At 72.9% G+C, this 24,889-nt stretch carries 21 protein-coding genes; 7 read left to right on the plus strand and 14 right to left on the minus strand.

Features of this window, described 5'->3' with window-relative positions; genetic code table 11:
* Positions 1–102: 102 nt before the first annotated feature.
* The 5 genes from AMK16_RS05475 to AMK16_RS05495 are packed head-to-tail and all read right to left on the minus strand — an operon-like array spanning position 103 to position 4,742.
* A complete protein-coding gene (locus tag AMK16_RS05475) occupies positions 103–693 on the minus strand; it encodes a hypothetical protein (RefSeq protein ID WP_073909224.1) in 591 nt (196 codons plus the stop codon).
* A complete protein-coding gene (locus tag AMK16_RS05480) occupies positions 690–1,850 on the minus strand; it encodes an ROK family glucokinase (protein WP_073909226.1) in 1,161 nt (386 codons plus the stop codon). The genes AMK16_RS05475 and AMK16_RS05480 overlap by 4 nt, the downstream gene beginning before the upstream one ends.
* Positions 1,847–2,734: an ATP-binding cassette domain-containing protein gene (locus AMK16_RS05485; protein ID WP_079191322.1), complete on the minus strand. Its 888-nt coding sequence runs from the start codon at positions 2,732–2,734 to the stop codon at positions 1,847–1,849. Before AMK16_RS05485 ends, AMK16_RS05480 begins: the two co-directional genes overlap by 4 nt.
* Complete coding sequence (locus tag AMK16_RS05490) at positions 2,704–3,735, minus strand: ABC transporter permease (RefSeq protein WP_073909232.1); 1,032 nt, start codon at positions 3,733–3,735, stop codon at positions 2,704–2,706. Before AMK16_RS05490 ends, AMK16_RS05485 begins: the two co-directional genes overlap by 31 nt.
* Positions 3,732–4,742 carry a sugar ABC transporter substrate-binding protein gene (locus tag AMK16_RS05495; RefSeq protein WP_073909234.1) on the minus strand — a complete coding sequence of 337 codons (1,011 nt, stop codon included), beginning with the start codon at positions 4,740–4,742 and terminating at the stop codon, positions 3,732–3,734. Before AMK16_RS05495 ends, AMK16_RS05490 begins: the two co-directional genes overlap by 4 nt.
* 142 nt (positions 4,743–4,884) lie before the next feature.
* On the opposite strand from AMK16_RS05495, the gene AMK16_RS05500 reads away from it, so the two are divergent.
* Complete coding sequence (locus tag AMK16_RS05500; RefSeq protein WP_073909237.1) at positions 4,885–5,889, plus strand: Gfo/Idh/MocA family protein; 1,005 nt, start codon at positions 4,885–4,887, stop codon at positions 5,887–5,889.
* Between the two features lie 81 nt (positions 5,890–5,970).
* On the opposite strand, the gene AMK16_RS05505 is transcribed toward AMK16_RS05500, so the two are convergent.
* The 4 genes from AMK16_RS05505 to allB all read right to left on the minus strand — a co-directional run bounded on the left by AMK16_RS05505 (position 5,971) and on the right by allB (position 10,468).
* Positions 5,971–6,891 (minus strand): DMT family transporter, encoded by a 921-nt coding sequence (locus AMK16_RS05505; protein ID WP_073909239.1) that lies wholly within the window; start codon positions 6,889–6,891, stop codon positions 5,971–5,973.
* A gap of 227 nt (positions 6,892–7,118) precedes the next feature.
* A complete protein-coding gene (locus AMK16_RS05510) occupies positions 7,119–7,736 on the minus strand; it encodes a dihydrofolate reductase family protein (protein ID WP_073910572.1) in 618 nt (205 codons plus the stop codon).
* A 273-nt stretch (positions 7,737–8,009) separates the two neighbouring features.
* Positions 8,010–9,122, minus strand: a complete 1,113-nt coding sequence (gene alc, locus AMK16_RS05515) for an allantoicase (RefSeq protein ID WP_073909243.1) — start codon at positions 9,120–9,122, stop codon at positions 8,010–8,012.
* 2 nt (positions 9,123–9,124) lie between these two features.
* Positions 9,125–10,468, minus strand: a complete 1,344-nt coding sequence (gene allB, locus AMK16_RS05520; RefSeq protein WP_073909246.1) for an allantoinase AllB — start codon at positions 10,466–10,468, stop codon at positions 9,125–9,127.
* 326 nt (positions 10,469–10,794) lie between these two features.
* On the opposite strand from allB, the gene AMK16_RS05525 reads away from it, so the two are divergent.
* Complete coding sequence (locus AMK16_RS05525) at positions 10,795–11,598, plus strand: IclR family transcriptional regulator (protein WP_073909248.1); 804 nt, start codon at positions 10,795–10,797, stop codon at positions 11,596–11,598.
* 108 nt (positions 11,599–11,706) lie between these two features.
* Here the strand turns inward: AMK16_RS05525 and AMK16_RS05530 are convergent, their stop codons facing one another.
* A complete protein-coding gene (locus AMK16_RS05530; protein WP_073909251.1) occupies positions 11,707–12,423 on the minus strand; it encodes an ABC transporter ATP-binding protein in 717 nt (238 codons plus the stop codon).
* The gene (locus AMK16_RS05535) at positions 12,420–13,505 is read right to left on the minus strand and encodes an ABC transporter permease (protein WP_073909253.1); all 1,086 of its coding nucleotides are present in this window, start codon (positions 13,503–13,505) and stop codon (positions 12,420–12,422) included. Before AMK16_RS05535 ends, AMK16_RS05530 begins: the two co-directional genes overlap by 4 nt.
* A gap of 134 nt (positions 13,506–13,639) precedes the next feature.
* Here AMK16_RS05535 and AMK16_RS37025 point away from each other — a divergent pair, with 134 nt between their 5' ends.
* Both AMK16_RS37025 and AMK16_RS05550 read left to right on the plus strand, forming a co-directional pair.
* Positions 13,640–15,046, plus strand: coding sequence for a sensor histidine kinase (locus AMK16_RS37025; protein ID WP_242438597.1), 1,407 nt, complete (start codon positions 13,640–13,642; stop codon positions 15,044–15,046).
* A complete protein-coding gene (locus AMK16_RS05550) occupies positions 15,043–15,678 on the plus strand; it encodes a response regulator (RefSeq protein WP_073909256.1) in 636 nt (211 codons plus the stop codon). Before AMK16_RS37025 ends, AMK16_RS05550 begins: the two co-directional genes overlap by 4 nt.
* 3 nt (positions 15,679–15,681) lie before the next feature.
* Here the strand turns inward: AMK16_RS05550 and yczR are convergent, their stop codons facing one another.
* Positions 15,682–17,145 (minus strand): MocR-like transcription factor YczR, encoded by a 1,464-nt coding sequence (gene yczR, locus AMK16_RS05555; protein ID WP_338014410.1) that lies wholly within the window; start codon positions 17,143–17,145, stop codon positions 15,682–15,684.
* Between the two features lie 384 nt (positions 17,146–17,529).
* Between yczR and AMK16_RS05560 the strand changes: the two genes are divergently transcribed.
* The 3 genes from AMK16_RS05560 (at position 17,530) to AMK16_RS05570 (ending at position 21,448) form a co-directional block, all read left to right on the plus strand.
* Positions 17,530–18,111, plus strand: coding sequence for a nucleotidyltransferase family protein (locus tag AMK16_RS05560; protein ID WP_073910575.1), 582 nt, complete (start codon positions 17,530–17,532; stop codon positions 18,109–18,111).
* Between the two features lie 251 nt (positions 18,112–18,362).
* Positions 18,363–19,982 (plus strand): malate synthase A, encoded by a 1,620-nt coding sequence (aceB, locus tag AMK16_RS05565; RefSeq protein ID WP_073909260.1) that lies wholly within the window; start codon positions 18,363–18,365, stop codon positions 19,980–19,982.
* A 275-nt stretch (positions 19,983–20,257) separates the two neighbouring features.
* The gene (locus AMK16_RS05570) at positions 20,258–21,448 is read left to right on the plus strand and encodes a GDSL-type esterase/lipase family protein (protein ID WP_242438598.1); all 1,191 of its coding nucleotides are present in this window, start codon (positions 20,258–20,260) and stop codon (positions 21,446–21,448) included.
* 164 nt (positions 21,449–21,612) lie between these two features.
* On the opposite strand, the gene AMK16_RS05575 is transcribed toward AMK16_RS05570, so the two are convergent.
* Entirely contained in the window at positions 21,613–22,998 is a 1,386-nt protein-coding gene (locus AMK16_RS05575; RefSeq protein WP_073909262.1) for a nucleobase:cation symporter-2 family protein, read from the minus strand.
* Between the two features lie 368 nt (positions 22,999–23,366).
* Positions 23,367–24,764 (minus strand): 8-oxoguanine deaminase, encoded by a 1,398-nt coding sequence (locus AMK16_RS05580; protein ID WP_073909265.1) that lies wholly within the window; start codon positions 24,762–24,764, stop codon positions 23,367–23,369.
* Positions 24,765–24,889: the final 125 nt, after the last annotated feature.

The following is a 24,889-nucleotide window of genomic DNA, read 5'->3' on the forward strand; positions in this document are numbered from 1 at the left end:
GTGTTCCGGCAGCGCAGCGCGGCGCCGTGGCCGGTGTCGTGCGCCGCCGGGATTGCGGAACAGCCCTCGCCCCGCCCCGGGTCACGGGTCACGGGTCACGGGTCACGGGGTGGTCGAGGAGACCACGTAGACCTTGGGGTGCTCCGGGTCCGTCAGGTCGACCGTGATGTCCCGGGTGGGACGCGGGTCGGGCCGCTCCAGGCTGATCTCGTACCAGCTGGCGTGCGGGCTCCAGCTCCAGCCCGCGACCTCGGCGTCGTGCGGGGAGATGGACACGCCGGGGGTCAGCGCCTCCCGGTCGGTGCCGGCGTCGGCCAGGAAGGTGTCCAGGTCCCCGGGGGTGACCGCGAACTGCGTGAAGAGCCGGCTGGTGCGCCAGTTGTTGGTCTCCAGGAACCCCACGCGCCAGGCCTTGTCCGGGATGGGGACCTCGTAGATGCTGCGCTGGACCTTCGAGGGCCAGCCGGGGCGCACCTTCGTCGCGCCGACCTTGGCGGCTTTGTCGCGGCCGCTCTGGCGGCTCTGCTGGGCGGAGACGGCGAGGTAGCCCGCCGGGACGCCGACCAGCAGCAGGATGATGATCGCGGTGATCCAGCGGCGCCGGACGACGTGCCTGCGGTCCTCGGAGGCCGGCGCGGGTGTCCCGCCGCCTTCGGGGGCGGGGGCCTGGTGGGGCAGGGTGGGCGGGGTCACTGCTGTTCCTGCTCTTCGGGTCCGGTGGCCTCGCGCCGGCCCAGCTGCGCGTAGCGCTCGTACCGCTCGACCCGGCGGCGCGTGGCGCGGCGGAAGCGGCGGGCGACGAGCCGGGCGAGGTCGGCGGCGCCGACCATGCCGGCCTCGGGGCCGAGCTGGGCCTTGGCGATCCGCGCCTCGGGGCGGTAGCCGCGGCCGGTGAGGTGGCGGCGGAAGGCGTCCCGCGCGGGGCCGATCAGCAGGTCGTCGGCGGCGCTGACGCCGCCGCCGATGACGAAGCAGGACGGGTCGAGCGCGGCGGCGAGGTTGGCGATGCCGACGCCGAGCCACTGGCCGATGTCCTGGAGGAGCTCGACGCACATCGCGTCGCCGTCGCGGGCGAGCTCGGTGATCAGCGGCCCCGTGATCTCGTTCACGTTGCCGCCGACCTTGGCGATGATGTTGTGGGCGACCGGGGAGTCCGCGGCGGCGAGCTCGCGGGCCTCGCGGACCAGGGCGTTGCCCGAGCTGTACTGCTCCCAGCAGCCGCGGTTGCCGCAGGGGCAGCGGTGGCCGCCGGGGACGACCTGCATGTGGCCGAATTCGCCGGCGACCCCGTAGCGGCCGCGCTTGACCTGGCCGCCTTCCAGGATGGCGCCGCCGATGCCGGTGCCGAGGGTGATCATGACGAGGTGGTCCTCGCCCCGGCCGGCGCCGAAGCGCCATTCCGCCCAGGCCGCGGTGTTGGCGTCGTTGTCGACCATGACCGGGACCGCGAGGCGGGACTGGAGGGCGTCGCGCAGCGGCTCGTCGCGCCAGGCCAGGTGCGGGGCGAACAGGACGCGGGAGCGGTCGGCGTCGACCCAGCCGGCGGCCCCGATGCCCACCGCGTGCACGTCGTGCCGGTCGGAGAGGTCCAGCACCAGCTCGACGATGGTGTCCTCGACGACCTTGGCGCTCTTGGACTTGTCCGGGGTCTCGGCCCGGATCTTCTCCAGGATGATGCCGTCGGCGTCGACGACGCCGGCCATCACCTTGGTGCCCCCGATGTCGATGCCGACCGTCGGGACGCGGGGTGCGGTCAGGTGCGAGCGGCGCTCACGGGTCCCGACGGTCCGCAGGACGGTGCCTCGCGCCGACCCCCGGTGGGCGAGCGTGAAGTCCCGGTACGTGCTCATCGAGTCGTGTCGTCCCTCTGGGCTGCGGTCGGGCCGGCGGGAGCCGGATCGGCTCCGCCGGGTGCGGCGTCTGGCCCCGATTCTGCCACCCGCTCCAGTTCGTGGCTCAGTTCGTCCAGCTCGGAGCCGCCCGCCATCTGCCGGGTGAGCTCGTCCAGGGTGATCGACGCACGGGTGTGGCTGCCCGCCATGGTGCCGCGCTTGAGCAGCACGAACCGGTCGCCGACCAGGTGGGCGTGGTGCGGGTTGTGGGTGATCAGCACCACGCCCAGGCCCGCGTCGCGGGCGGCGGCGACGTACTTGAGGACCACGCCGGACTGCTTGACTCCGAGGGCAGCGGTGGGCTCGTCGAGGACGAGGACCTTCGCGCCGAAGTGGACGGCGCGGGCGATGGCCACGCACTGGCGCTCACCGCCGGACAGGGTGCCGATGGGCTGGTCGACGTCGCGCAGGTCGATGCCCATGCGCAGCATCTCGGCGCGGGTGGTCTCGCGCATGCGCTGCACGTCGAGGCGGCGCAGGGGGCCGCGGCCCCTGGTCGGCTCGGATCCCAGGAAGAAGTTCCGCCAGACGGGCATGAGCGGGACGACGGCGAGGTCCTGATAGACGGTGGCGATGCCGCGGTCGAGGGCAGCGCGCGGGTTGGCGAGCACCGTCTCCTCCCCCTCGATCTCGAAGGATCCGGCGTCGTGCCGGTGCAGCCCTGAGATGATCTTGATGAGGGTGGACTTGCCGGCGCCGTTGTCGCCGAGGACACAGGTGATCTCGCCCGCGGAGACCTCCAGGGACACTCCCTGGAGGGCCCGGATGTTGCCGTAGTACTTGCTGACGTCCGTCAGCTTCACCAGCGCGGTCACTTCGCCTCCGCCCGCTTGCGGACCCATGCGTTGAGCAGCGTCGCGAGCAGCAGCATCGCGCCGAGGAAGAACTTGAACCAGTCCGGGTTCCACTGGGCGTAGACGATGCCGTTGCTGGTCATGCCGAAGATGAAGGCGCCGACCGCCGAGCCGATGGCCGAGCCGTAACCGCCGGTCATCAGGCAGCCGCCGATGACGGCCGCGATGATGTACAGGAACTCGTTGCCGACGCCCTCGCCCGACTGGACCACGTCGAACGAGAAGAGGATGTGCTGCCCGGAGATCCAGGCGCACAGGGCGACGCCCATGTAGAGGCCGATGCGGGTCTTCACGACGGGTACGCCGGTCGCCCGGGCCGCGTCGGCGCCGCCGCCCACCGCGAAGATCCAGTTTCCGGCGCGGGTGCGCAGCAGGATCCAGGTGGCCACGGCGACCAGGGCGAACCACCACAGGATGGTGACCTTCAGGGTGACCGAGCCGATGGTCCACTGGGAGGCGAAGAGCGCGCGGGCGGAGGAGAAGCCCTCCATGTCGGCGATGGTCTTGGTGGAGACCGAACCGCTGATCAGCTTGGTGAACCCGAGGTTCAGGCCGGTCAGCATCAGGAAGGTGCCCAGCGTGATGATGAAGCTCGGCAGTCCGGTACGCGTGAGCATGAAGCCGTTGAAGAAGCCGATGGCCAGGGTGACCAGCAGCGAGACCAGGACGCCGACCCAGACGTCGGCGGTCAACTGGTAGCTGAACATCGAGCTCAGCAGCGCCGAGGTGGTGACCATGACGCCGGCGGAGAGGTCGAACTCCCCGCCGATCATCAGCAGGGCCACCGGGACGGCCATGATCCCGATGGTGGAGGCCGAGTAGAGGACCGTGCTGAGGCTGGAGGCCCGCAGGAAGCTGTCCGCGGCGAAGGAGAAGAAGACGAAGACCGCGGCGGCTCCGACCACCGCGCCCAGCTCGGGTCGGCCGAGCAGTTTGCGGACCACGGACGTGGGCGCGAGCCGTTCGTCCGCGGCGGCGGCGGCGCTCATCGGCTGCCCCGCTTGATGTACTCCTCCAGTGCGGCGGCTTCGGCGCCCGTGACGATCTGCGGTCCGGTCAGGACCGGACGGCCGCCGCCGAGCACGTCCGCGTTGTAGCGGCGCAGCCACAGCAGGTCGATCGCCTCGTAGCCCTGGAGGTAGGGCTGCTGGTCGACGGCGAAGCCGAGGACGCCGGACTTCAGGTCGCGGGCGACGGAGTCGTTGAGGTCGAAGGTGTCCACCTCGGCCTTGCTGCCGGCGGCCTCCTTCGCCTTGACGGCGGTGGGCGCGAAGGGCGCGCCGAGGGTGAGGATCGCGTCGATCGACGGGTCGGCCTGCAGCTTGGCCTGGAGGGCGGCCTGGACGGAGGGCATGTTGGTGCCCTCGACGTACAGGTTCTCCATGGCGCCGCCGAAGGTCTTCTTCGCGCCGGCGCAGCGCTGTTCGTGGCCCACGTTGCCCTGCTCGTGCAGGACGCAGACGGCCTTCTTCTTGCCTCGCTCGGTGAGCTCGGTGCCGACCGCCTCGCCGGCGATCTGCTCGTCCTGGCCGATGTGGGTCAGTGCCCCGTACTCGGCGGACTGGGCGGAGCCGGAGTTGACGGTGACCACCGGGATGCCCGCCTTGACGGCCTTGGCGATGACGTCCTTGAGGGCTTCCGGTTTGGCGAGACTGACCACGATCCCGTCGACCTTCTGGTCGATGGCGTTCTGTACGAACTGCGCCTGCTGCTGAGCCTGGTCGTCGTGGGCGTAGACGAAGTTGATGTTGTCCTTCGCCGCGGCCTCCTTGGCGCCCTTCTGGACGATGTCCCAGAAGGTGTCGCCGTCCCCCGCGTGGGTCACCATGGCGAAGGTCCAGCGCGGGGTGGACACGGCCGGCCGGCCCGCCTCGGCGGCCTTCGCCCGCTCCTCGGCGCGCTTGCCGCCCGTACTGCTGCAGCCCGCGAGCGAGGCTCCCAGTACCGCCGCGAGCACGGCGCCCACGACGCGTACCCCTGTCCGAACCCTAGCCACGTCGCCGCGCCCTTCCCTCGTCCGTCATCATTCGGTCATTCCGGTTCCAGCCGCCCAGTATCCGCCACAGTGGACCATGAGGGGTCATCGGGGCGGGTGCGCGCGGATTGACAGGTCCCCCGTACGGGGTCAGGTTGAGTGCATGCGCATCGGGCTCATCGGAACGGGCCGGATCGGGTCCTTCCACGCGGCGGCGCTGGCCCGCCGGGCGGACGCGGGCTCGCTCCTGCTGGCCGATGCCGACCCGGCGCGGGCCGTGCGCCTCGCCGACCGGCTCGGCGCCACCGCCGCGCCCTCCGTGGAGCAGGTCTTCACCTGGGGCGTGGACGCCGTGGTCGTGGCCTGCGCCACCGAGGGGCACGCGGAGCTCGTGGTCCGGGCCGTGCGCGGCGGCCTTCCGGTGTTCTGCGAGAAGCCGCTGGCCACGGACCTGGCCCGGACCCTGGCGGTGCTGCGCGAGGTGGAGGCGCACGGCGGGGTGCTCCAGCTGGGCTTCATGCGGCGCTTCGACGCGGGCTGCCGCACGGCCCGGGAGCTGGTCCGCTCGGGCGCCCTGGGCCGGCTGCACACCGTACGCACGATGACGGCCGATCCGTCCCCGCCGCCCGCCGGCTATCTGGCGACTTCCGGCGGCCTGTACCGGGACTGCCTGGTGCACGACTTCGACATCGTGCGCTGGGTGACCGGGCACGAGGTGGCCGAGGTGTACGCGACCGGTTCGGACGCGGGAGGGGCCGTGTTCCGGGAGGCGGGGGACATCGACACGGCCGCGGCCGTGCTCACCCTGGACGACGGGACGCTGGTCACGGCGACCGGCACCCGGTGCAACGGCGCCGGCTACGACGTCCGGATGGAGCTGGCCGGGGAGCGGGACCAGGTCTCCGCCGGGCTGGACGACCGTACGCCCATCGCCTCGACCGAACCGCAGGGACCGCCCCCGGCGAGCAAGCCGTGGACGGGCTTCCTGGAGCGGTTCGGTCCGGCGTACGAGGCGGAACTCGCGGCCTTCGTGCGCCTGGTGCGCGGCGAGGGGGCCAATCCGTGCGACGGCCGGGAGGCGCTCGCCGCGCTGCGGGTCGCGGAGGCGTGCGAACTCTCGCGTCGCGAGCGGCGTCCGGTCCGGCTGGAGGAACTCCCGGACCTGTGAACGGAGGGCTCCCGGCGGCGGCATGGGGGCCAGCGTACGGGCCCCTTCCCGGAACCGGACGGGCATGATCCGGCCATTTGCTCAGCCCGCGGCGCGGCGCCCCCAGGCCGTCCCGGCCAGGACGAGGCCGGCCCCGGCGAGTCCGAGCGGCCCGAGGTGCTCGCCCCCGATGACGATGCCGGCGGCGGCCGCCCACAGCGGCTCCGTGCCGAGCAGCAGGCTGACCCGGGAGGGGGAGGTGCGGCGCAGGGCCCACGTCTGCACGAAGAAGGCGAAGAGGGTGCACAAGACGGACAGGAAGACGAGACCCGCCCATTGCGGGGCGCCGAAGCCGGCGGCCGCTGCCCACGGGCTGTCCCCGCTGCCCGGAGTCGCGGCCAGCAGGGCGAAGACGAGGACGGCTCCGCCGAGCTGGACGGTGGTGAGGGAGAGCGGGTCGGCGTCCTCAAGGGCCTTCATCCGGGCCGTGAGCAGCACGTTCACCGTGCGGGCGAGGGCGGCGCCGAGGATCAGCAGGTCGCCTGCGCCGGGCGCGGTGAATCCCGCGCCCTGGGTGAGGAGGACGACTCCGGCGACCGAGACGGCGGCCGCGCCCAGGAAGGCGGCCGGGGGCCGGACCCGGCGCACCGCGGCCTCGGCGAGCGGGGTGAAGACCATGGTCAGGCTGATGATCAGCCCGGCGTTGGTGGCGGAGGTGTGGACGACCCCGTAGGTCTCCAGGAGGAAGATCCCGCCCAGTACGAGGCCCAGCAGCCCCCCGCCGCGCAGCTGCGCAGGGGTCAGCGCCCGCAGTCGCCGCCGGCCGGCCAGGGCCAGGACGGGCAGCACCAGCGCGAAGCGCAGCACCAGTACGGCGATGACGGTGTGCGCGGTGGTGACGCCCTTGGCCGCGAGGTAGCTGCCGCCCCAGACGACGGCGACGGCCAGGACGGGCAGGTCGGCGAGCCAGGCCCGCCGGGGGGCCGGGGGTCCTGCGACGAGGGCGGGCGAGGTCACGGTCACCGGGTGTCTCCATCGGCGGTCAGGGGTGGAGACTTCGGCGGCTCGCACGGGAGGCGGCCACGGTATCGGAGGCGATCACGCCCGGCGACCCGTTTCCCCGCGACCCGTTTCCCCGCGACCCGTTTCCCGACGGTCATGGCCGCCGCCGTCCCCGGTCCCACGGCGAGCGGTTGGCCCCGCGACGAGGTCCGGCGGTGAGGTCCGGCGGTGAGCGGGCCCCGGCGGGGTCAGTCCGCGAAGGTGCCGAAAGCGGCACGGCCCGTCGGCCGGTAGGTGTGGATGGCCGTGCCGCGGGAGGTGGTGCGGGAGGCCGTCAGTTCACAGGCCGTCGGCAGGCCGCCCGTGGGGAACAGCCTGCGTCCGGCTCCCAGGAAGACGGGGAAGACCAGCAGGTTCAGTTCCTCCACGAGGTCGCGGGCCAGTAGCCACTGCGCGAGCGCGCCGCTGCCGTGCACCTGCAGCTCGCCGTCGAGCGCGTCCTTGACCCTGATGATCTCGCTCTGGAGGTGCTCGCCGTCGAGGACGGTCGCCGGGCCCCAGGCCGGGGCCTTCAGAGTGGTGGAGGCCACGTACTTCGGCAGTCGGTTCAGCCGGCGGGCGACCGGATCGCCCGGGTCGTCGTGCTGCGGCCAGTGCCGCGCGAACATCTCGTACGTCCGCCGCCCGAGCAGGAACGCCCCCGCCCGGCCGAAGAGGCCGCTGACGAACTCCCCCATGCCCTCGTCGGCGAACGGCACCAGCCACCCCCCGTACGCGAACCCGCCGGTGCGGTCCTCCTCCGGTCCTCCCGGCGCCTGCATTACGCCGTCGAGGGTCAGGAAGGTGGTGAGGGTCAGCTTGCCCATGGCTCTGCGCTCCTGGATCGGTTCCGTCTTGCCGGTGTTCCCGGGACCAGACTCCAGGGCCGCGGCGCACTCACCGGTGCGGCGCGCGAGGAACGCGGCGTCTGCTTCCCGCACCGGCGACGGCGCCGCGTACGCGGGAGGGGCGCACCCGGCGGGGGGTGCGCCCCTCGGGGCCGTGCGCAGGGCGCCCGCCCCGGGGGTGCCGGCCCCCCGGGGCGGGCGCGTCACGGGGCGGGCGCGTCACGGGGCGGGCGCGTCACGGAGCGGGCGGGGTCAGCCGCCCAGCTCCTGGTGGCGGGCGGCGAAGGCGGCCGAGCCGGCCTGCGTCGGCGAGCCGAACAGGCGCAGGCGGGAGAAGCCGCCGTCGGGGAAGATGTCGATCCGCACGTGCGTGCCGACCGCCGGGGTGTCCAGCACGAAGCGGTGGTTGGTGTCGGGCTGCAGGCGGGTGCGCGGCAGGAACTGCGTCCACTCGCCGTCCTCGCCCGTCTTGACCGACAGCGAGGCCCAGCCCGCCGCGTTGCCCTTGAGGTAGGCGGTGTCGATCTCGACGGCGCGGATCTCGGACTCGGTCACCAGCCGGTAGCGGATCCAGTCGTTGCCGTTGTCACGGCGGCGGGCGGTCTCCCAGCCGTCGTCCATCTTGCGGGAGCGGCCCGGATTGATGGTGTTGGACGGCGGGGAGTAGAAGCGGTTGGACGCGTTCTCCACCGAGCCGCCGTTCTCCAGGGCGACGACGTCGAAGGTGCCGAGCGCGGCGAGCCACTTCGGGTCGGGGCGGACCTCGCCGTAAACGCGCAGGCGGGCGACACCGCCGTCCGGGTGCTGGTTCAGGCGCAGGTGCGTGAAGCGCTGCTCGGCGTTCACCTCGAAGCCGTTGGCCGCGTGGCCGCCGACGGGGGTGCGCTCGACCAGGGTCGTCCACTTCACGTCGCCGGACAGGAGCTCCTGCGCCGTCGGGGAGCCCGCCACCGAGGCGCCCTGCACCGATACGGCCTGCGGCATGTTGCCGCGGAAGTGGGCGGTGTCGACGACGATGCCGCGGATGACGCCCGGGGCGCCCAGGCGGATCAGGGCGTAGTCGTGGTCCTCGGCGGTCGGCCAGGGCTGCTCGGCCGAGACGCCGCGGCGGCGGCGGGTCTCCCAGCCATCCATGACCTTGCCCTTGTGGCCGAAGTGCTCGGGGTCGAAGTGCGCGGCCTCGGCGATGAGCAGGTTCTCGCGCTCGGCGAAGAACTCGTCGTTGGCGGCGATGACACCGGCGCCCAGCTCGCGGGCGGCGAGATTGGCGTACTGGGTGAACGGGAAGTCCGCGGTGCGGTAGTCCGCGTACGGGTCGCCGCCTCCGTACGGGTTCGCGTTGCCGGTGAAGGATGCGATCGCCACTGTCAGTTCTGCCTTTCGAGGAGGAGGCCCGTGGGCCCGGTCGGGGTGCCGTGGTCGGCGATCTGCGTGCCGCGCAGCCAGGTGGACTTCACGACGCCGTGCAGGGTCTTGCCCGCGTACGCCGTGACCTGGTTGCGGTGGTGGAGGTGGGCCGGGTCCACGGTGAAGGTCTCTTCGGGGGCCAGTACCGCGAAGTCGGCGTCGCGGCCGGCTTCGATGGCGCCCTTGCGGCTCAGGCCGGCCAGCTCCGCGGGGGCGGCGGACATCCAGCGGACGACGTCCTCCAGGGTGCGGCCGCGCCTGCGCGCCTCGGTCCAGATGGCGGGGAGGCCCAGCTGGAGGGAGGAGATGCCGCCCCAGGCGGTGGAGAAGTCGCGGGTCTTGAGGTCCGCGGTGGAGGGCGAGTGGTCGGAGACGATGCAGTCGATGGTGCCGTCGGCGAGCGCGTCCCACAGCAGGTCCTGGTTGGCGGCCTCGCGGATGGGCGGGCAGCACTTGAACTCGCTGGCTCCGTCGGGCACTTCCTCCGCGGTGAGGGTGAGGTAGTGCGGGCAGGACTCGACGGTGATCCGCACGCCTTCGGCCTTGGCGGCGGCGATCAGCGGCAGCGCGTCGGAGGACGACAGGTGCAGCACGTGGACGCGGGCGTCCAGCCGCCTGGCCTGGGCGATCAGGTTGCCGATCGCGGTGTTCTCGGCGTCGCGCGGGCGGGAGGCGAGGAAGTCGGCGTACTTGGGGCCGGGGACGACGGGCGCGGCGTCGAGGTGGTGCGGGTCCTCGGCGTGCACGATCATCAGGCCGCCGAAGCCGGCGACCTCGGCGAGGGAGGCGGCGAGCTGCTCCTGGTCGAGCTCGGGGAACTCCTCGACGCCCGAGGGCGACAGGAAGCACTTGAAGCCGAAGACGCCGGCGTCGTGCAGCGGGCGCAGGTCCTTGACGTTGTCCGGCAGGGCCCCGCCCCAGAAGCCGACGTCCACGTGCGCCTTGGCGCGGGCGACCTCCTGCTTGACGCGCAGGTTGTCGGTCGTGGTGGTCGGGGGCAGGGAGTTCAGCGGCATGTCGAGGAGCGTGGTGATGCCTCCGGCCGCGGCGGCGCGGGTCGCCGTCCAGAAGCCTTCCCACTCGGTGCGGCCCGGGTCGTTCACGTGGACGTGGGTGTCGACCAGGCCGGGGAGCAGGACGTCGTCGCCGAAGTCCTCCAGCCGGGCTCCGGCCGGTACCTCGGCCCCGTGCGCCAGCACGGCCGTGATCTTCCCGCCGGCGACGGCCACCGAAGCGGCGCGCGTCCCCTCGGGGGTGATGACGCGCGTCGAGCGCAGTACCAGTTCCACAGCCGCGTCGGCCACCGGAACCTCCCCATCTACTTCCGCAGAGCGAAATTCAACGTTCTGTTGACGGAGTCTTCACGGCGATCCGGGACCCGTCAAGAGCGTCCGGACGGACCACCGGCCGACCTGTACCGCACTTGGAGGTTTCCACAAGATGGAATGGGAATTTCGCCATACAGAATGTAGCTACCACCACCGGGGGACGGCGGGTAACTTCACGAGCACGTTCTCCACCCGGACAAACCCGCTCTGACCGGCGGGGAAGGCGCCGCCCCGGCTCTAGGGCCGGCGCCGGCCGACCGGTAGGCTGCTTCCTTGCCTGCCAGCACCGAAAGGACCGCGCCGTGCCGACGTCCAGCGCCAGCACCACCGACGCTTCCGCCAAGTCCACCGCCGCCGGCGGTGGCGTCCAGTCCCTGGAGCGCGCCTTCGATCTGCTCGAACGCATGGCCGACGCGGGAGGCGAAGTCGGGCTCAGCGAGCTCTCCGCGGCCAGCGGTCTGCCCCTGCCGACCATCCACCGCCTCATGCGCACCCTCGTGGCGTGCGGCTACGTCCGCCAGCAGCCCAACCGGCGGTACTCCCTCGGCCCCCGGCTGATCCGCCTGGGCGAGTCGGCCGCCCGGCTGCTCGGGACCTGGGCCCGCCCCTACCTCGCCCGGCTCGTCGAGGAGACCGGCGAGACCGCGAACATGGCGCTGCTCGACGGGGACGAGATCGTCTACGTCGCCCAGGTGCCGTCCAAGCACTCCATGCGCATGTTCACCGAGGTCGGCCGCCGGGTGCTGCCGCACTCCACCGGTGTGGGCAAGGCGCTCCTCGCCCACACCCCCGCGGACGAGGTGCGGGCCCTGCTCGCCCGCACCGGGATGCCCGCGGCGACCGAGAAGACCATCACCACGCCCGAGGGCTTCCTCGACGCGCTGGAGCACGTCCGCAAGGTGGGCTACGCCGTCGACGACAACGAGCAGGAAATAGGAGTCCGCTGCCTCGCGGTGTCGGTGCCGAACTCGCCGACCGCCGCCGCGATCTCCATCTCGGGTCCGGCCGGCCGGGTGACCGAGGCGCTGACCGACTCGATCGTGCCGATCCTGCAGGGTGTCGCGGCGGAGCTGTCGGTGGCCCTGTCCAGCCAGAACCCCGCCTGACGGGCTGCGGGACCCGCCTGACGGGCTGCGGACCCCGCGTACGGCGCCAGGCCCCCGCGGCCCCTTCCGAAGGGGCCGCGGGGGCCTTCGTACGCCGCGCGCAGGCGGTCAGGAGGCGGCCGTGACCGGCGCCCGCCCGCCGGTGTCCCGGTCCGGTCCCTGCACCAGGCGGCCGTCCGCCATCGTCGCCGTGCGGTCCATCCGGTCCAGATGGGCGTGGTCGTGGGTGACCAGCACCGTGGCCGTGGAGCGCTCGCGGGTCAAGGTGACCAGCAGGTCGAGCACGGCCGCCCCGCGCTCGTGGTCCAGGGCGCTGGTCGGCTCGTCGACCAGCAGCACGGCGGGCTCGTTCATCAGGGCGCGGGCGATGTTGACCCGCTGGCGCTGGCCCCCGGAGAGCTGGTGGGGGCGCTTGTCGGCCTTGTCCGCCAGGCCCACTGCGTCCAGCAGCTCCAGGGCGCGCAGGCGCAGCGTCCGCGCGGGACGGCCGCAGAGGTGCGCCATGAGCTGGAGCTGCTCGGCGGCGGTCAGCGAGGCCGGCAGGTTCGGCTGCTGGAAGACGATGCCGATCTTCTCCCGGCGCAGCGCCGACTTCTCAGCGGCACTGAGCCCGGCCGTGTTCCGGCCGGCGACGACCACCCGCCCCGAATCCGGGGTGGCCAGGGTGGCGGCGACCGCGAGCAGGCTGGACTTGCCGGAGCCGGAAGGCCCGATCACTGCCGTCAGGGTGCCGGCGGGCACGTCCAGGCGGACCGCGTCCAGGGCCGTGAGCCGGGCGTCGCCGTCCGGGTAGGTGAGCGTGACGTCGTGCACGGACAGGGTCATCGGGCGCTCCCGAGGGCGGTCAGCGGGTCGACGGCGGTGATCCGCCGGATGGACAGGGCGGCGCCGAGGACGCCGAGCACGATCATGACGGCGGCCGGGAGGAGCACGGTGGCGGCGTCGAGGACGAAGGGCACGTTCCCGCCGCCGATCAGCACTCCGAAGCCGGCGGCGAGCGCCGAACCGAGCCCGGTGCCGGCGGCGAGCATGACCACGGCCTGGCCGAGGGCGTCCTTGAGCAGGTAGGGGGTGGAGGCACCCAGTGCCTTCAGCACCGCGATGTCTCCGCTCCGCTGGATCGTCCACACCGTGAAGAAGGCGCCGATGACCAGGGCCGAGATGGCGAAGAGGAAACCGCGCATCAGCTGGAGCGACCCGTTCTCGGCCTGGTAGGAGCCGATGGCGCCGAGCGCCTCGTCCAGGGTGCGGGTCTCGGTGCCGGCGGCCCGGTCCGCGGCGGCCAGGTCCATGCCGTCGCCGCGGACGGCGACGACGGTGGCGAGCGTCTCGGGGGAGGTGCCCGGACCGCCGGTTCGCTGCCAGTCGCCCAGATCCATCCAGACGACCGGGGTGTGGCTGTAGGCGGCGGTTCCGGAGACGGCCGACACGGTCAGTTCGAGCGTGCCGATCCGCAGCCGGGCGCCGGGGCCCAGGCCGCCCAGCTCCTCGGCGGCCTTCTCCGTGAGGACCGCCTTGCCCGGGGCGAGGTCGCCGCCGCGCGGGCCGAGGCCCCCTGAGGGCTCCACCCCGAAGGCGGACACCGCGGCGGTCCGCTCCCCCGAGGCGGCGTGGGCCGTACGGATGCCGAGCGGCTCGGCCGCCGTCACCCCGGGCTGCGACCGCCAGGCCTGCCAGGCCCTCTCCGGCACCTGGGAGCCGGTGAAGGACACCTCCTGGTCACCGGCGGGCGCGGCGAAGGCCAGATGGGTGGCGGGCAGGCCGGTGACGGCCGAGGTGTTCTCCCTGGCCAGGCCCGAGGTGAGGCCCGACAACAGGCCGACCAGCAGGGTGATGAGGAGGACGACCGAGCCCATGAGGGCGAAGCGGCCCTTCGCGAAACGCAGATCTCTCCATGCGACGAACATGTCCCCCACCCTGGTCCTCCGCACGGGCCCGGGGCATCGCGCCCCGGTGGCGATCCCGGCGTCGAAGGGTGCACCGCGACATCGAACTTTCGATTGACCGGAGGTGGCCGGGCCCCGCTTACGCTGGTCGGGCGATGACTGTTCCGGACCCCCGCCCCGCCCGGCCCGCCGGCCCCGCCCGGCCCGCCGGCCCCGTCCGGCCGCTCACCCCCGTCTCGAAGGTGCTGCGGCTGTGCCTGCACGCGCTGCTGTTCGGGCTGCTCGCGCTGGCCGCGGGCCGGGCCGTCGCCGGCTCGGCGCCCCGGACCGGCTGGGTGATCGCCGTGTGCGCGGTGCTGGCCGCCGTGTACGCGGGCGGCGTACGGGCCCCCGCCGTGCACACCTCGCCGCGCGCCGCGGCGGTGTGGCTGACCGCGCTGGGCGCGCTCTGGGCGGCCCTGCTCGCCCTCTCCCCCGAGGGGCTGTGGGTCGCCTTCCCGCTGTACTTCCTGGAGCTGCACCTGCTGCGGCCGCGCCGGGGGGTCGCCGCCGTCGCGGTGACCGCCTGCGCGGCCATAGGCGGCTTCCTCGTACACAGCAGCGCGCTGACGCCCGGGGCGTTCCTCGGGCCGTCGCTGGGCGGGGCGGTCGCGGTGGCGACCGTCCTGGGCTACCAGGCGCTCTACCGCGAGAGCGAGCGCCGCCGCGAGCTGATCGAGGAATTGATCACCACGCGGGCGGAGCTGGCGGCCGCGGAGCGGGACGCCGGGATCCTGGCCGAGCGGGAACGGCTCGCGCGGGAGATCCACGACACCCTGGCCCAGGGGCTGTCCTCCATCCAGCTGCTGCTGCGGGCCGCCGAGCGGGCGCTCTGCGAGGACCGGCCGGGAGCGGCCACGCCGGCCCCGGCTACGGGCACGGGCACGGGCACGGGCACGGGCGCGGGCGCGGGTACAGCTGGGGGTACGGCCGGCACCGGCACCGGCGTCACCACCCGAGTCGTCCCGGCCGTGTCCCCCGCCGCGCTCGTGGCAGCGCTCGCGCACATCGCGCGGGCCCGGGAGGCCGCCCAGGAGAACCTCGCCGAGGCGCGTCGCTTCGTACGGGCCCTCACCCCGCCCGATCTGGAACACGGGTCGCTCGCCGCGGCGCTGGAGCGGCTCTGCTCGGGGGTGGCGGGGCCGCGCGTGCGGTTCTCCCTCAGCGGCGATCCACGCGCACTGCCCACGCCGTACGAGGTCGCGCTGCTGCGGATCGCCCAGTCGGCACTGGCCAATGTGGTGCGCCACGCCCGGGCCGGGCGCGCCGGGATCACGCTCACCTTCATGGACTCCTCGGTCACCCTGGACGTGGTGGACGACGGGCAGGGCTTCGACCCGGATCCGGCCGCCTCCGCCGCCGGTGACAGCCCCGGCCCCGGCCACGACCACGGCGGCTTCGGCCTGCCTGCGATGCGCTCGCGCGCCGAGAGCCTGGGCGGGCTGTTCACCGTGGAGTCCGGCCCCGGCCAGGGCACCGCCGTGGCCGTCACCCTGCCGCTGCCCGTGGAGGCGCTGCGATGACCATCCGGCTGCTGCTCGCGGACGACCACCCGGTCGTCCGGGCGGGACTGCGCGCGGTACTCGACACCGAGCCCGGCTTCACGGTGGTCGCCGAGGCCGCGACCGCGGAGCGGGCGGTGGAGCTGGCGGCGGCCGGGGCGGTGGACGTGGTGCTGATGGACCTGCAGTTCGGTCCGGGCCCCGCCATGCACGGTTCCGAGGCCACCGCCCTGATCACGGCCCGCCAGGGCGCCCCCCGGGTGCTGGTGCTGACGACCTACGACACCGACGGGGACGTCCTGGCGGCGGTGGAGGCGGGCGCCTCGGGCTACCTGCTCAAGGACGCCCCGCCGGAGGAACTGGCCACGGCGGTGCGGACGGCGGCGGCGGGCCGGTCGGCGCTGGCCCCGGCGGTGGCGCTGCGCCTGATGGACCGGATGCGGACGCCCGCGCAGGCGCTGACGAAGCGGGAGCTGGAGGTGCTACAGCTGGTCGCGGACGGCCTGTCGAACCAACAGATCTCCAAGAGGCTCTTCCTCAGCCAGGCCACCGTCAAGTCCCACCTGGTGCACGTCTACGCCAAGCTCGGCGTCGACTCCCGCACCTCCGCCGTGGCGGCCGCGGCCACCCGCCGCCTGATCCGTACCCTCTAGGACCTACGCGACCCAGTGCGGCCGCTGCACCGCCGGGGCCAGCGGGACCCCTTCGTGGAAGGCCCGCGCGAGGCGCCGTACGCCCTCCTCCAGGCGGTCGGCGGGCAGCGTGTACGGGATCCGGAGCCGGTGCTCGAAGGTCCCCGGATCCACCCCGAAGCGGGCCCCGCGGCCGATGTGCACGCCCGCGGCGGCGGCCCGCTCGGTGAGGGCGGAGCTGACCGGTTCGCCCAGGTCGACCCAGAGCGAGAGCCCGCCGGGCGGGAGCCGCCAGGACCATTGCGGGGTGTGCCGCTGGAGGGAGCCCACCAGTGCCTCGCGCTGGGTCCGCAGCCGTGCCAGACGCCCGGGCAGGGTCCGGTCCAGCCCTTCCATGAGCGGCAGCGCCACCAGCTGGTCGAGTACGGACCCCGTCATGTCCGCCGCGACCCGTACGGCCGTCAGCTCGGTGACCATCTTGGCGCCGGCCCGGATCCAGCCCACGCGCAGGCCGCCCCAGTGCGTCTTGCTCAGGGACCCGATCGTGATCACGTGGTCGGCTCCGCCGCGTGGGGCGAGCGAGGCCAGCGGCGGCGGCGGGGGGACGTCCAGCGCGATGTCCGCGATGGTCTCGTCCACCACCAGCCAGGTGCCGGTGGTGCGCGTGGCGGCGAGCAGCCGCTGCCGCTGGTCCGGGGGCATCAGGGCGCCCGTCGGGTTGTGGAAGTCGGGGATCGCGTACGCCAGCCGGGGGACGGTCTGGCGCAGCGTGGACTCGGCTATCTCCATGTCCCAGCCCGCGTCGGACACGGCGATGGAGCCGGTGCGCAGGCGGGCGTGGCGCAGGGCGTCGAGGGCGTTGGCGTAGGTCGGGTTCTCGGTCAGGACCCGGTCGCCGGGCCGGCAGAGCAGGCTGACGACGAGGGCGAAGGCCTGCTGGGCGCCGGACGTGACGAGGATCTGCTCGGGGCGGGTGGGCAGTCCGCGCCGGGTGAAGCGCTCGGCGACCGCCGTCCGCAGGTCGGGCAGGCCGAAGGGGTGGTAGCCGGGGTCGCGCGCCGCGCCGGGGAGCCGGGCCGCGGCCCGGGCCAGCGCGTCGGCGAGGGCCTCTTCCGGGGCGCCCATGGCCGCGATGGCGAGGTCGATCCCGGGGTCGCCGCCGGCGCCGTGGGCGCCCGCCGCGACGAGCGTGTGGGCGCCGACCGGGCGGTGGCCCTCGGGCAGTTCGGTCCAGGTGCCGGATCCGCGCCGGCTGCGGACGTAGCCGCTCTCGCGCAGCAGGTCGTAGGCGCCGGTGACGGTGGCCCGGCTGGCGCCGACGGCCCCGGCGAGTTCGCGCTCGGCGGGCAGCCGCACGTGCAGCGCGATCCGCCCGTCGAGGATCAGGGTGCGCAGGGCGTCGGCGAGCGCCCGGTAGCCGGGGCGGGCCAGCACCCCGGCCGGGAGCAGCGCCGCGAGCTGCCGGCTGCCCAGGGTCCTGTCCGCCATGTGGACCCCTTGTCCGTGTCCCATGCCAACCTCCCCCGATTGGCTCTGACGTCCAGGCCAATCGGGGACCAGACTCGCCTCATTGGCCCCCGATTGGCAAGGAGACGCCGCGATGATCACAGACCGTGCCGAACGAGCCCTGCTGGCCGCCGCGGAAGACCGGATCGGCGAGCCGCTGCGGATCGGGGCCGCGCTGGCCGCCCTGCGGCGCGCGTGGAGGCGGCGGGGGCGGCTTCCGGTTGCCGCGCAGGAGCGAGAATCGTCGGCATGTCATCCCACGGCCACACCGACCGCGCCGGCCACGACCGGAGCCCCGGCCCCGGCCCCGATCCCCGTCCGGGCCTCCCCGGCGCCGCGGATCCCGGCGTCCGCGGCGCCGCCCCGGTGATCGCCGGGCTGCTCCTGGCGGCCGGGGGCGGCCGGCGGCTCGGCGGCCGGCCCAAGGCCCTGCTCCCCTACCGGGGCCGCCCGCTGGTGGAAAACGCCGTACGGGTGCTGCGCGAGGCGGGCTGCGGCCCGCTGCACGTGGTGCTGGGCGCCTCGGCGGCCGAGGTCCGCGCGCGGGCCGACCTGGCCGGCTGCGTGGTCGTCGACAACCCCGCCTGGCAGGAGGGCATGGGCTCCTCACTGCGGGTGGGCCTCGCCTCGCTGGCCGGGACGGGCGCCGCGGCCGTCCTGGTCTGCCTGGTGGACCAGCCGGGGATCGGGGCGGCGGCCGTGGCCCGGGTGCGGGGGGCCTACCGCTCGCCGGCGAGCCTGGCGGCGGCGGCCTACGACGGGGAGCGCGGCCATCCGGTGCTGTTCGGCGCCGACCGCTGGGCGGACATCACCGCGACGGCGACGGGCGACAGGGGCGCGCGGGACCACCTGGCCCGACACGCGCACGAGCTCGTGCTGGTGGAGTGCGCGGACGTCGCTGCGGCCTTCGACATCGACACGCCGTCGGACCTGGCACACCTTGACTGAGCGCGGTGTAACGGTGGTGGCACCGAGGGCCACCACCCACCAGGATCTGTCGACTCGGAGAATCTCGACATCAACAAACCATTGAACTTCCACCATGAGGAAATTACTATCCACTGGTCAGAAGCGCCCTGAACCCCCAGACGGCGCCCGCGACCGTTTGCCGGAACTCTCCACACCCGACGACACTGCGTGCCGTCTCGCGCGAGCATTCCCCGCGGCCGCCAGGCACCGCCGCTGAAGGAGTGACAGATATGTCCGCACCAGCGCCGTCCCCGCTGGCCATCGTCGACGCCGAGCCCCTGCCCCGGCAGGACGAAGTCCTCACCGAAGCGGCCCTGGTCTTCGTGGCCGAGCTGCACCGGCGGTTCGCCCCCCGCCGCACGGAGCTCCTCGCCCGCCGCGGCGAGCGCCGCGCCGAGATCGCCCGGACCTCCACCCTGGACTTCCTCCCGGACACCGCACAGGTCCGCGAGGGGGACTGGAAGGTGGCCCCGGCGCCGGCCGCGCTGAACGACCGCCGCGTGGAGATCACCGGCCCGACGGACCGCAAGATGACCATCAACGCCCTGAATTCGGGCGCCAAGGTCTGGCTCGCCGACTTCGAGGACGCCTCCGCCCCCACCTGGGAGAACGTCGTCCTCGGCCAGCTCAACCTCATCGACGCCTACGAGCGCCGCAGCGACTTCACCGACCCGCGCACCGGCAAGGCGTACGCCCTGGGGCCCGCGGACCAGCTCGCCACCGTCGTGATGCGACCGCGCGGCTGGCACCTGGAGGAGCGCCACCTGCGGTTCGAGGGCGGCCCGGCCTCCGGCTCGCTGGTGGACTTCGGCTTGTACTTCTTCCACAACGCGAAGCGCCTGATCGAGCTCGGCAAGGGACCGTACTTCTACCTGCCGAAGACGGAATCGCACCTGGAGGCGCGCCTCTGGAACGAGATCTTCGTCTTCGCCCAGGACTACGTCGGCATTCCGCAGGGCACCGTCCGCGCGACGGTCCTCATCGAGACGATCACGGCCGCGTACGAGATGGAGGAGATCCTCTACGAGCTGCGCAACCACGCGTCCGGCCTCAACGCGGGCCGCTGGGACTACCTCTTCTCCATCGTCAAGAACTTCCGTGACGGCGGCGAGAAGTTCGTCCTGCCGGACCGCAACGCGGTGACGATGACGGCCCCGTTCATGCGGGCCTACACCGAACTGCTCGTCCGCACCTGCCACAAGCGCGGCGCGCACGCCATCGGCGGCATGGCGGCCTTCATCCCGTCCCGCAAGGACGCCGAGGTCAACAAGGTCGCCTTCGAGAAGGTCAAGGCCGACAAGGACCGCGAGGCGGGCGACGGCTTCGACGGCTCCTGGGTCGCCCACCCCGACCTCGTCCCGATCGCGATGGCCTCCTTCGACGCGGTGCTCGGCGACCGGCCCCACCAGAAGGACCGCCTGCGCGAGGACGTCTCGGTGGCCCCGGGCGAACTCATCGCGATCGACTCGCTGGACGCGAAGCCCACCTACGAGGGCTTGCGCAACGCGGTCCAGGTCGGCATCCGCTACATCGAGGCCTGGCTGCGCGGGCTCGGCGCGGTCGCCATCTTCGGTCTGATGGAGGACGCGGCCACCGCCGAGATCTCGCGCTCGCAGATCTGGCAGTGGATCAACGCCGGAGTCGTCTTCGAGAACGGCCGGACGGCCACAGCGGAGCTGACCCGTGAGATCGCCGCCGGGGAACTGGCCGCCATCCGCGCCGAGGTGGGCGAGGAAGCCTTCTCCTGCGGCAAGTGGCAGCAGGCCCACGACCTGCTCCTCCAGGTGTCCCTGGACGCGGACTACGCCGACTTCCTGACCCTGCCGGCGTACGACCAACTGATCGGCTAGACAATGGTGTTCGGCTGAATCGCACAGCAGTCGAAAGCGGCCGCAACGGCCGGCTCCGCCCCCGTCGCCCCACGGCGCCGGGGGCGGAGCCGTGTGCGCGGCCGAACGACCGGTCGGTCGTTACTCCATCGTGATCTGCGGCTACCTAGCGGTAACAACGTGCGGCGTGTCACCTTTCCGGTTGCCACCGGCCGGCGGTACCCCCACTTACCCAGCCATGCGGCGGAGCCGTGCCCGGCTCCCGCTCCCGCATGGCCTACCGCAGGAGTTCCGCAGTGATCGGATTCCGCAACGTCAGCAAGGACCGGGCCGGCAGTCGTGTGCGACGACTCGCCGGAGCCGGGATGGTTCTGCCGCTCGCCTTCGGCGCGCTGCTGGCCACAGGGACCGGGGCCGTCGCCGCCGGACCCGGCAGCGGACCCACCGCGGTGGTGTCCATGGGCGACAGCTACATCTCCGGCGAAGCCGGGCGCTGGCAGGGCAACAGCCTGACCAACAGCGGCAGCAGGAACGGGACCGACCGGGGCTGGGCCGGCGGTAGCACCTATGACCCCGGCAGGGTGTACGGGACCACCGCGGGCGGCTGCCACCGGTCCGACTCCGCCGAGGTGCGCAGCGCCGGGGCGATCGCCGACGTCGCCGTGAACCTGGCCTGTTCCGGGGCCACTTCCGAGAACGTCTTCCGAGCGGCGAACGGCGGCGTGGCCTTCAAGGGCGAGGCCCCGCAGGCCGACCAGCTGGCCGCCGTCGCGGCGAGCCACGACGTCAAGGTGATCGCGCTGTCCATCGGCGGGAACGACCTCGGCTTCGCCGACATCATCAAGGACTGCGCGTACGACTTCATCCTCTGGAACTCGTACTGCCACGACGACCAGCAGTACGGTGTCGACCAGAGGATCGACGGCGTGATGGGCAAGGTCGGCAAGTCCGTGGACGAGATCCGCGCCGTGATGCGCGGGGCCGGATACGCCGACGCCTCTTACCGGATCGTGCTGCAGTCCTACCCGTCTCCGATTCCGCGCGCGGCGGAGAACCGCTACGCGCAGAGCGACTGGAGCCGGCTCAACTCGGGCGGGTGCCCCTTCTGGAACCGGGACTCGGACTGGGCGCGCGACTCGCTGGTGCCGCAGATCGCGAACCGGATCAAGGGCGTGGCCGCCGTCAAGGGCGTGCAGTTCCTCGATCTGAGGGACATGCTCCAGGGGCGCGAGGTGTGTGCGAAGGCCAGCAAGCAGGTGACCGCCACGGTCCCGGCCTCGGCCAGGACCAGCGAGTGGGCGCGCTGGATCGACAACAACGAGTCCCAGGGCCTGATCCAGGAGTCCATGCACCCGAACCACTACGGGCAGCTGGCGGCGGGGCGCTGCCTGGCCCTGGTGGTCGCGCAGCCCGCGACCTCGGGCTTCGGCTGCAAGAACACCCCCGGCGGTGACCAGAGCGGGATGTACCTGACCCCCGCGCCGTAGCGGCGGGCCGCTCGCGCGGCGGCACGCGGACGGGCGACGGCACGCGGACAGCGGACACGCCGGCACGCGCACACGCGGACACGCGGACACGCGGACACGGCCGTGCGTACGCCACACCCGCAGTGGGTGGCGTACGCACCGCCGTGCGCGGCCGGACGGCCGGGTCAGTGCATAGGGACCGGTTCCGGCGCGGCCGCCGCGCCCTTCTTGGCGCCGAGGTGGTTGAAGGCCAGGTTGAGCACGATGGCCACCACACAGCCGGTGCTGATGCCGGAGTCGAGGACGACCAGCAGGTCTTTCGGGAAGGCGTGGTAGAAACCGGGCACCGCGATCGGGATCAGGCCGATGCCCACGGAGGCGGCCACGATCAGGGCGTTCTCGCCCTTCTCCATGGCCGCGCCGGCCAGGGTCTGGATCCCGCTGGCGGCGACCGATCCGAAGAGCACGATGCCGGCGCCGCCGAGGACGGGCAGCGGGACGACTCCGATGACGGAGGCGGCCATGGGGCACAGGCCGAGGAGGATCAGGATGCCGCCGCCGGCCGCGACGACGAACCGGCTGCGGACCTTGGTCATGGCGACGAGCCCGATGTTCTGCGCGAAGGCGCTGCACATGAAGCCGTTGAAGAGGGGGCTGAGCGCGCTGCCGAGGGTGTCCGCGCGCAGGCCGCCCTCAATGGTCCCGGCGTCGGCCGGCCGACCGACGATCTTGCCGAGCGCGAGGATGTCCGCGGTGGACTCGGTCATGCAGACGAGCATCACGATGCACATCGAGATGATGGCGGCGACCTGGAACTCGGGGGCGCCGAAGTGGAAGGGGGTCGGGAAGCCGATGACGGGGGCGTCTCTGACGGTGTCGAAGCCGGCCATCCCCAGCGGAAGGGCGATGAGCGTACCGGCGACCAGGCCGAGCAGGATGGATATCTGCTGGAGGAAGCCGCGCAGGAACTTGCGCATCAGCAGGACGATCACCAGCGTGAGGGCCGCCATGCCGATGTTCTTCATCGAGCCGTAGTCGGTGGCGGTGCGGTTGCCGCCCTGCGACCAGTTGAAGGCCACGGGCAGGAGCGAGACGCCGATCAGGGTGATGACCGTACCCGTCACGACCGGTGGGAAGAAGCGGACGAGTTTGCCGAAGTAGGGGGCGGCGAAGAAGCCGACGATCCCGGCGACGATGATCGCGCCGAAGATGACGGGGATGGCGTCGTCCCCCTCCCCCTTGCCGATCGCGATCATCGGGGTCACACCGGCGAAGGAAACGCCGTTGACGAAGGGGAGTTTGGCGCCGATCTTCCAGAAACCGAGGGTCTGGAGGAGGGTGGCGAGCCCTGCGGTGAAGAGCGAGGCACCCATCAGGAAGGCTGTCTCGGTGGCGGAGAGGCCCACGGCGGGGCCCACGATCATGGGCGGGGCGACGACGCCGGCATACATGGCGGCCACGTGCTGGAGACCGCTCGTGAACATCCTCAGCGGAGGCAGGGTCTCGTCGACCGGGTGCTTCTCCTCCGGTACTGCGACTGCGTCTTTGCGAAACCTGGGCGCCTTGGCCACGGCTTCCTCCGGTCGGTTAAACACGTCGGCAGGACGTGGGTGTCATGGAGGTGGTGCGAAAGCTGTGCGAGTCGAGCCTGTGTTCAGTTGTGGGTGCTGCACCGGCTGTCTCGGCACTGCGGAAGCGATGCGCCCGAACCGTTTCCGCGCCGTCTCCCGCGCTGCGGGGCTGGGGGTCCCGTGGCGGTGGCGCGCCGGGCGTGCTGCGGGGTGAGTGGCACGAGTCACCGCACCCGGGGGCGCCTTCGGATTGCCTGGGGCGCTTCCCGGGAGCGGCTGCCGCGGACCCCGCTCGGGTCCGCGGCCGCCGGCCGGGGGCCGTCCCCCCCGGCCGGATTCCGTGGGATCAGGCCTGCGCGGCCAGATCGCTAAGAGTGCAGTCGCGCGAGGCGCTGTGCCTCTTCGCGCGTGGACACGGCGATGGCGTCCTCGTCGGCGAAGAGCAGTCGGTTGTCCTCGACGATCTGCTTGCCGTTGACCAGCGAGAGGGTGACCGGCGCGGCCGCGCCGAAGACCAGCGCGGTGACCGGATCGGCGATGGAGGAGTGGAGCAGCGTGCTCAGGTTCCACATCACGAGGTCGGCGCACTTGCCGACCTCCAGCGAGCCGATGTTGTCGGCGCGGCCGAGGACCTGGGCGCCGCCGTAGGTGCCCAGGCGCAGGGCCTGGCGCGCGTTCAGGGCGCGCTCGCGGTGGACCGGGTTGAGGCGGTTGATCAGCAGTGCGTTGCGCAGCTCGGTGTGCAGCTCGCCGGACTCGTTGGAGGCGGTGCCGTCCACGCCGAGGCCCACCGGCACGCCGGCGGCCAGCATGTCCGGGACGCGGGCGATGCCGGCGGCCAGCCGGGCGTTGGAGGACGGGCAGTGCGCGACACCGGTCTTGGTGCGGGCGAACGCGGCGATGTCGGAGTCGTTCATGTGGACGCTGTGCGCCATCCACACATCCTCGCCGAGCCAGCCGGTCGACTCGAAGTAGTCGGTCGGGCCCATGCCGAACAGTTCCTTGCAGAACTGCTCTTCCTCGACGGTCTCGGAGCCGTGCGTGTGCATGCGCACGCCCAGGCGGCGGGCCAGTTCGGCGCCCTGCTTGAGCAGCTCGGTGGAGACCGAGAAGGGGGAGCAGGGGGCGACGGCGACCTGCGTCATCGCGTCGAAGGAGGCGTCGTGGTACTTCTTCACGGTCGCCTCGGTGTCGGCGAGCGCGCCTTCCAGGGTCTCGACGGCGTGGTCCGGCGGCAGACCGCCGTCCTTCTCGCTGCGGTCCATGGAGCCGCGGGCGAGGGTGAACCGTACGCCCATTTCGGAGGCGGCGCGGATGATCGCACCGGACAGGTCGCCGGCGCCCTTGGGGTAGACGTAGTGGTGGTCCATCGCGGTGGTCACACCGCCGCGGGCCATCGCCGCGAGGGAGCCCTGCGCGGCCGTGTACGCCATCTGCTCGTCGATGCGCGCCCACGTCGGGTACAGCGCGACGAGCCAGTTGAAGAGGTTGTGGTCGGTGGCCAGACCGCGCGTGATCCACTGGTAGAAGTGGTGGTGCGTGTTGACCAGGCCGGGGGTGACGAGGTGCCCCGTGCCGTCGATGCGGCGGACCACGTTCTCGAGGTTCTCGGGGGCCCTGCCCGCACCGATGGACTCGATCCTGTTGCCTGCGACTACCACGTGGCCCGAGGCGTACTCGGTGTCGTTCGCGTCGACGGTCGCGATCGCGCAGTTCTCGATGACGATGCGCGGGGCCGCGCTGCCAGGGGCTGCCGATGCTGCCATGGGACTTCCTCGTGCTTTCAGTGGCGGTGCGGGCACGGCAGGGCCCGGGGGATTTGAGTGCCGGAGCCGGGGGCCTTGACAGCTGACGGTACTGCCGCCCCGTGTGATGCGTCCGGGTGCCGATT

This window comes from Streptomyces sp. CB00455 (assembly GCF_001905445.1).
In the GTDB taxonomy this organism is placed as follows: domain Bacteria; phylum Actinomycetota; class Actinomycetes; order Streptomycetales; family Streptomycetaceae; genus Streptomyces.

Bases quoted from the DNA above. Each gene is read 5' to 3' on its own strand.
- AMK16_RS05480 (WP_073909226.1), bottom strand. From the start codon at position 1,850: ATGAGCACGTACCGGGACTTCACGCTCGCCCACCGGGGGTCGGCGCGA.
- AMK16_RS05485 (WP_079191322.1), bottom strand. From the start codon at position 2,734: ATGGGTCCGCAAGCGGGCGGAGGCGAAGTGACCGCGCTGGTGAAGCTG.
- AMK16_RS05490 (WP_073909232.1), bottom strand. From the start codon at position 3,735: ATGAGCGCCGCCGCCGCCGCGGACGAACGGCTCGCGCCCACGTCCGTG.
- AMK16_RS05500 (WP_073909237.1), top strand. From the start codon at position 4,885: ATGCGCATCGGGCTCATCGGAACGGGCCGGATCGGGTCCTTCCACGCG.
- AMK16_RS05510 (WP_073910572.1), bottom strand. From the start codon at position 7,736: ATGGGCAAGCTGACCCTCACCACCTTCCTGACCCTCGACGGCGTAATG.
- AMK16_RS05530 (WP_073909251.1), bottom strand. From the start codon at position 12,423: ATGACCCTGTCCGTGCACGACGTCACGCTCACCTACCCGGACGGCGAC.
- AMK16_RS05535 (WP_073909253.1), bottom strand. From the start codon at position 13,505: ATGTTCGTCGCATGGAGAGATCTGCGTTTCGCGAAGGGCCGCTTCGCC.
- AMK16_RS37025 (WP_242438597.1), top strand. From the start codon at position 13,640: ATGACTGTTCCGGACCCCCGCCCCGCCCGGCCCGCCGGCCCCGCCCGG.
- AMK16_RS05550 (WP_073909256.1), top strand. From the start codon at position 15,043: ATGACCATCCGGCTGCTGCTCGCGGACGACCACCCGGTCGTCCGGGCG.
- yczR (WP_338014410.1), bottom strand. From the start codon at position 17,145: ATGGCGGACAGGACCCTGGGCAGCCGGCAGCTCGCGGCGCTGCTCCCG.
- aceB (WP_073909260.1), top strand. From the start codon at position 18,363: ATGTCCGCACCAGCGCCGTCCCCGCTGGCCATCGTCGACGCCGAGCCC.
- AMK16_RS05580 (WP_073909265.1), bottom strand. From the start codon at position 24,764: ATGGCAGCATCGGCAGCCCCTGGCAGCGCGGCCCCGCGCATCGTCATC.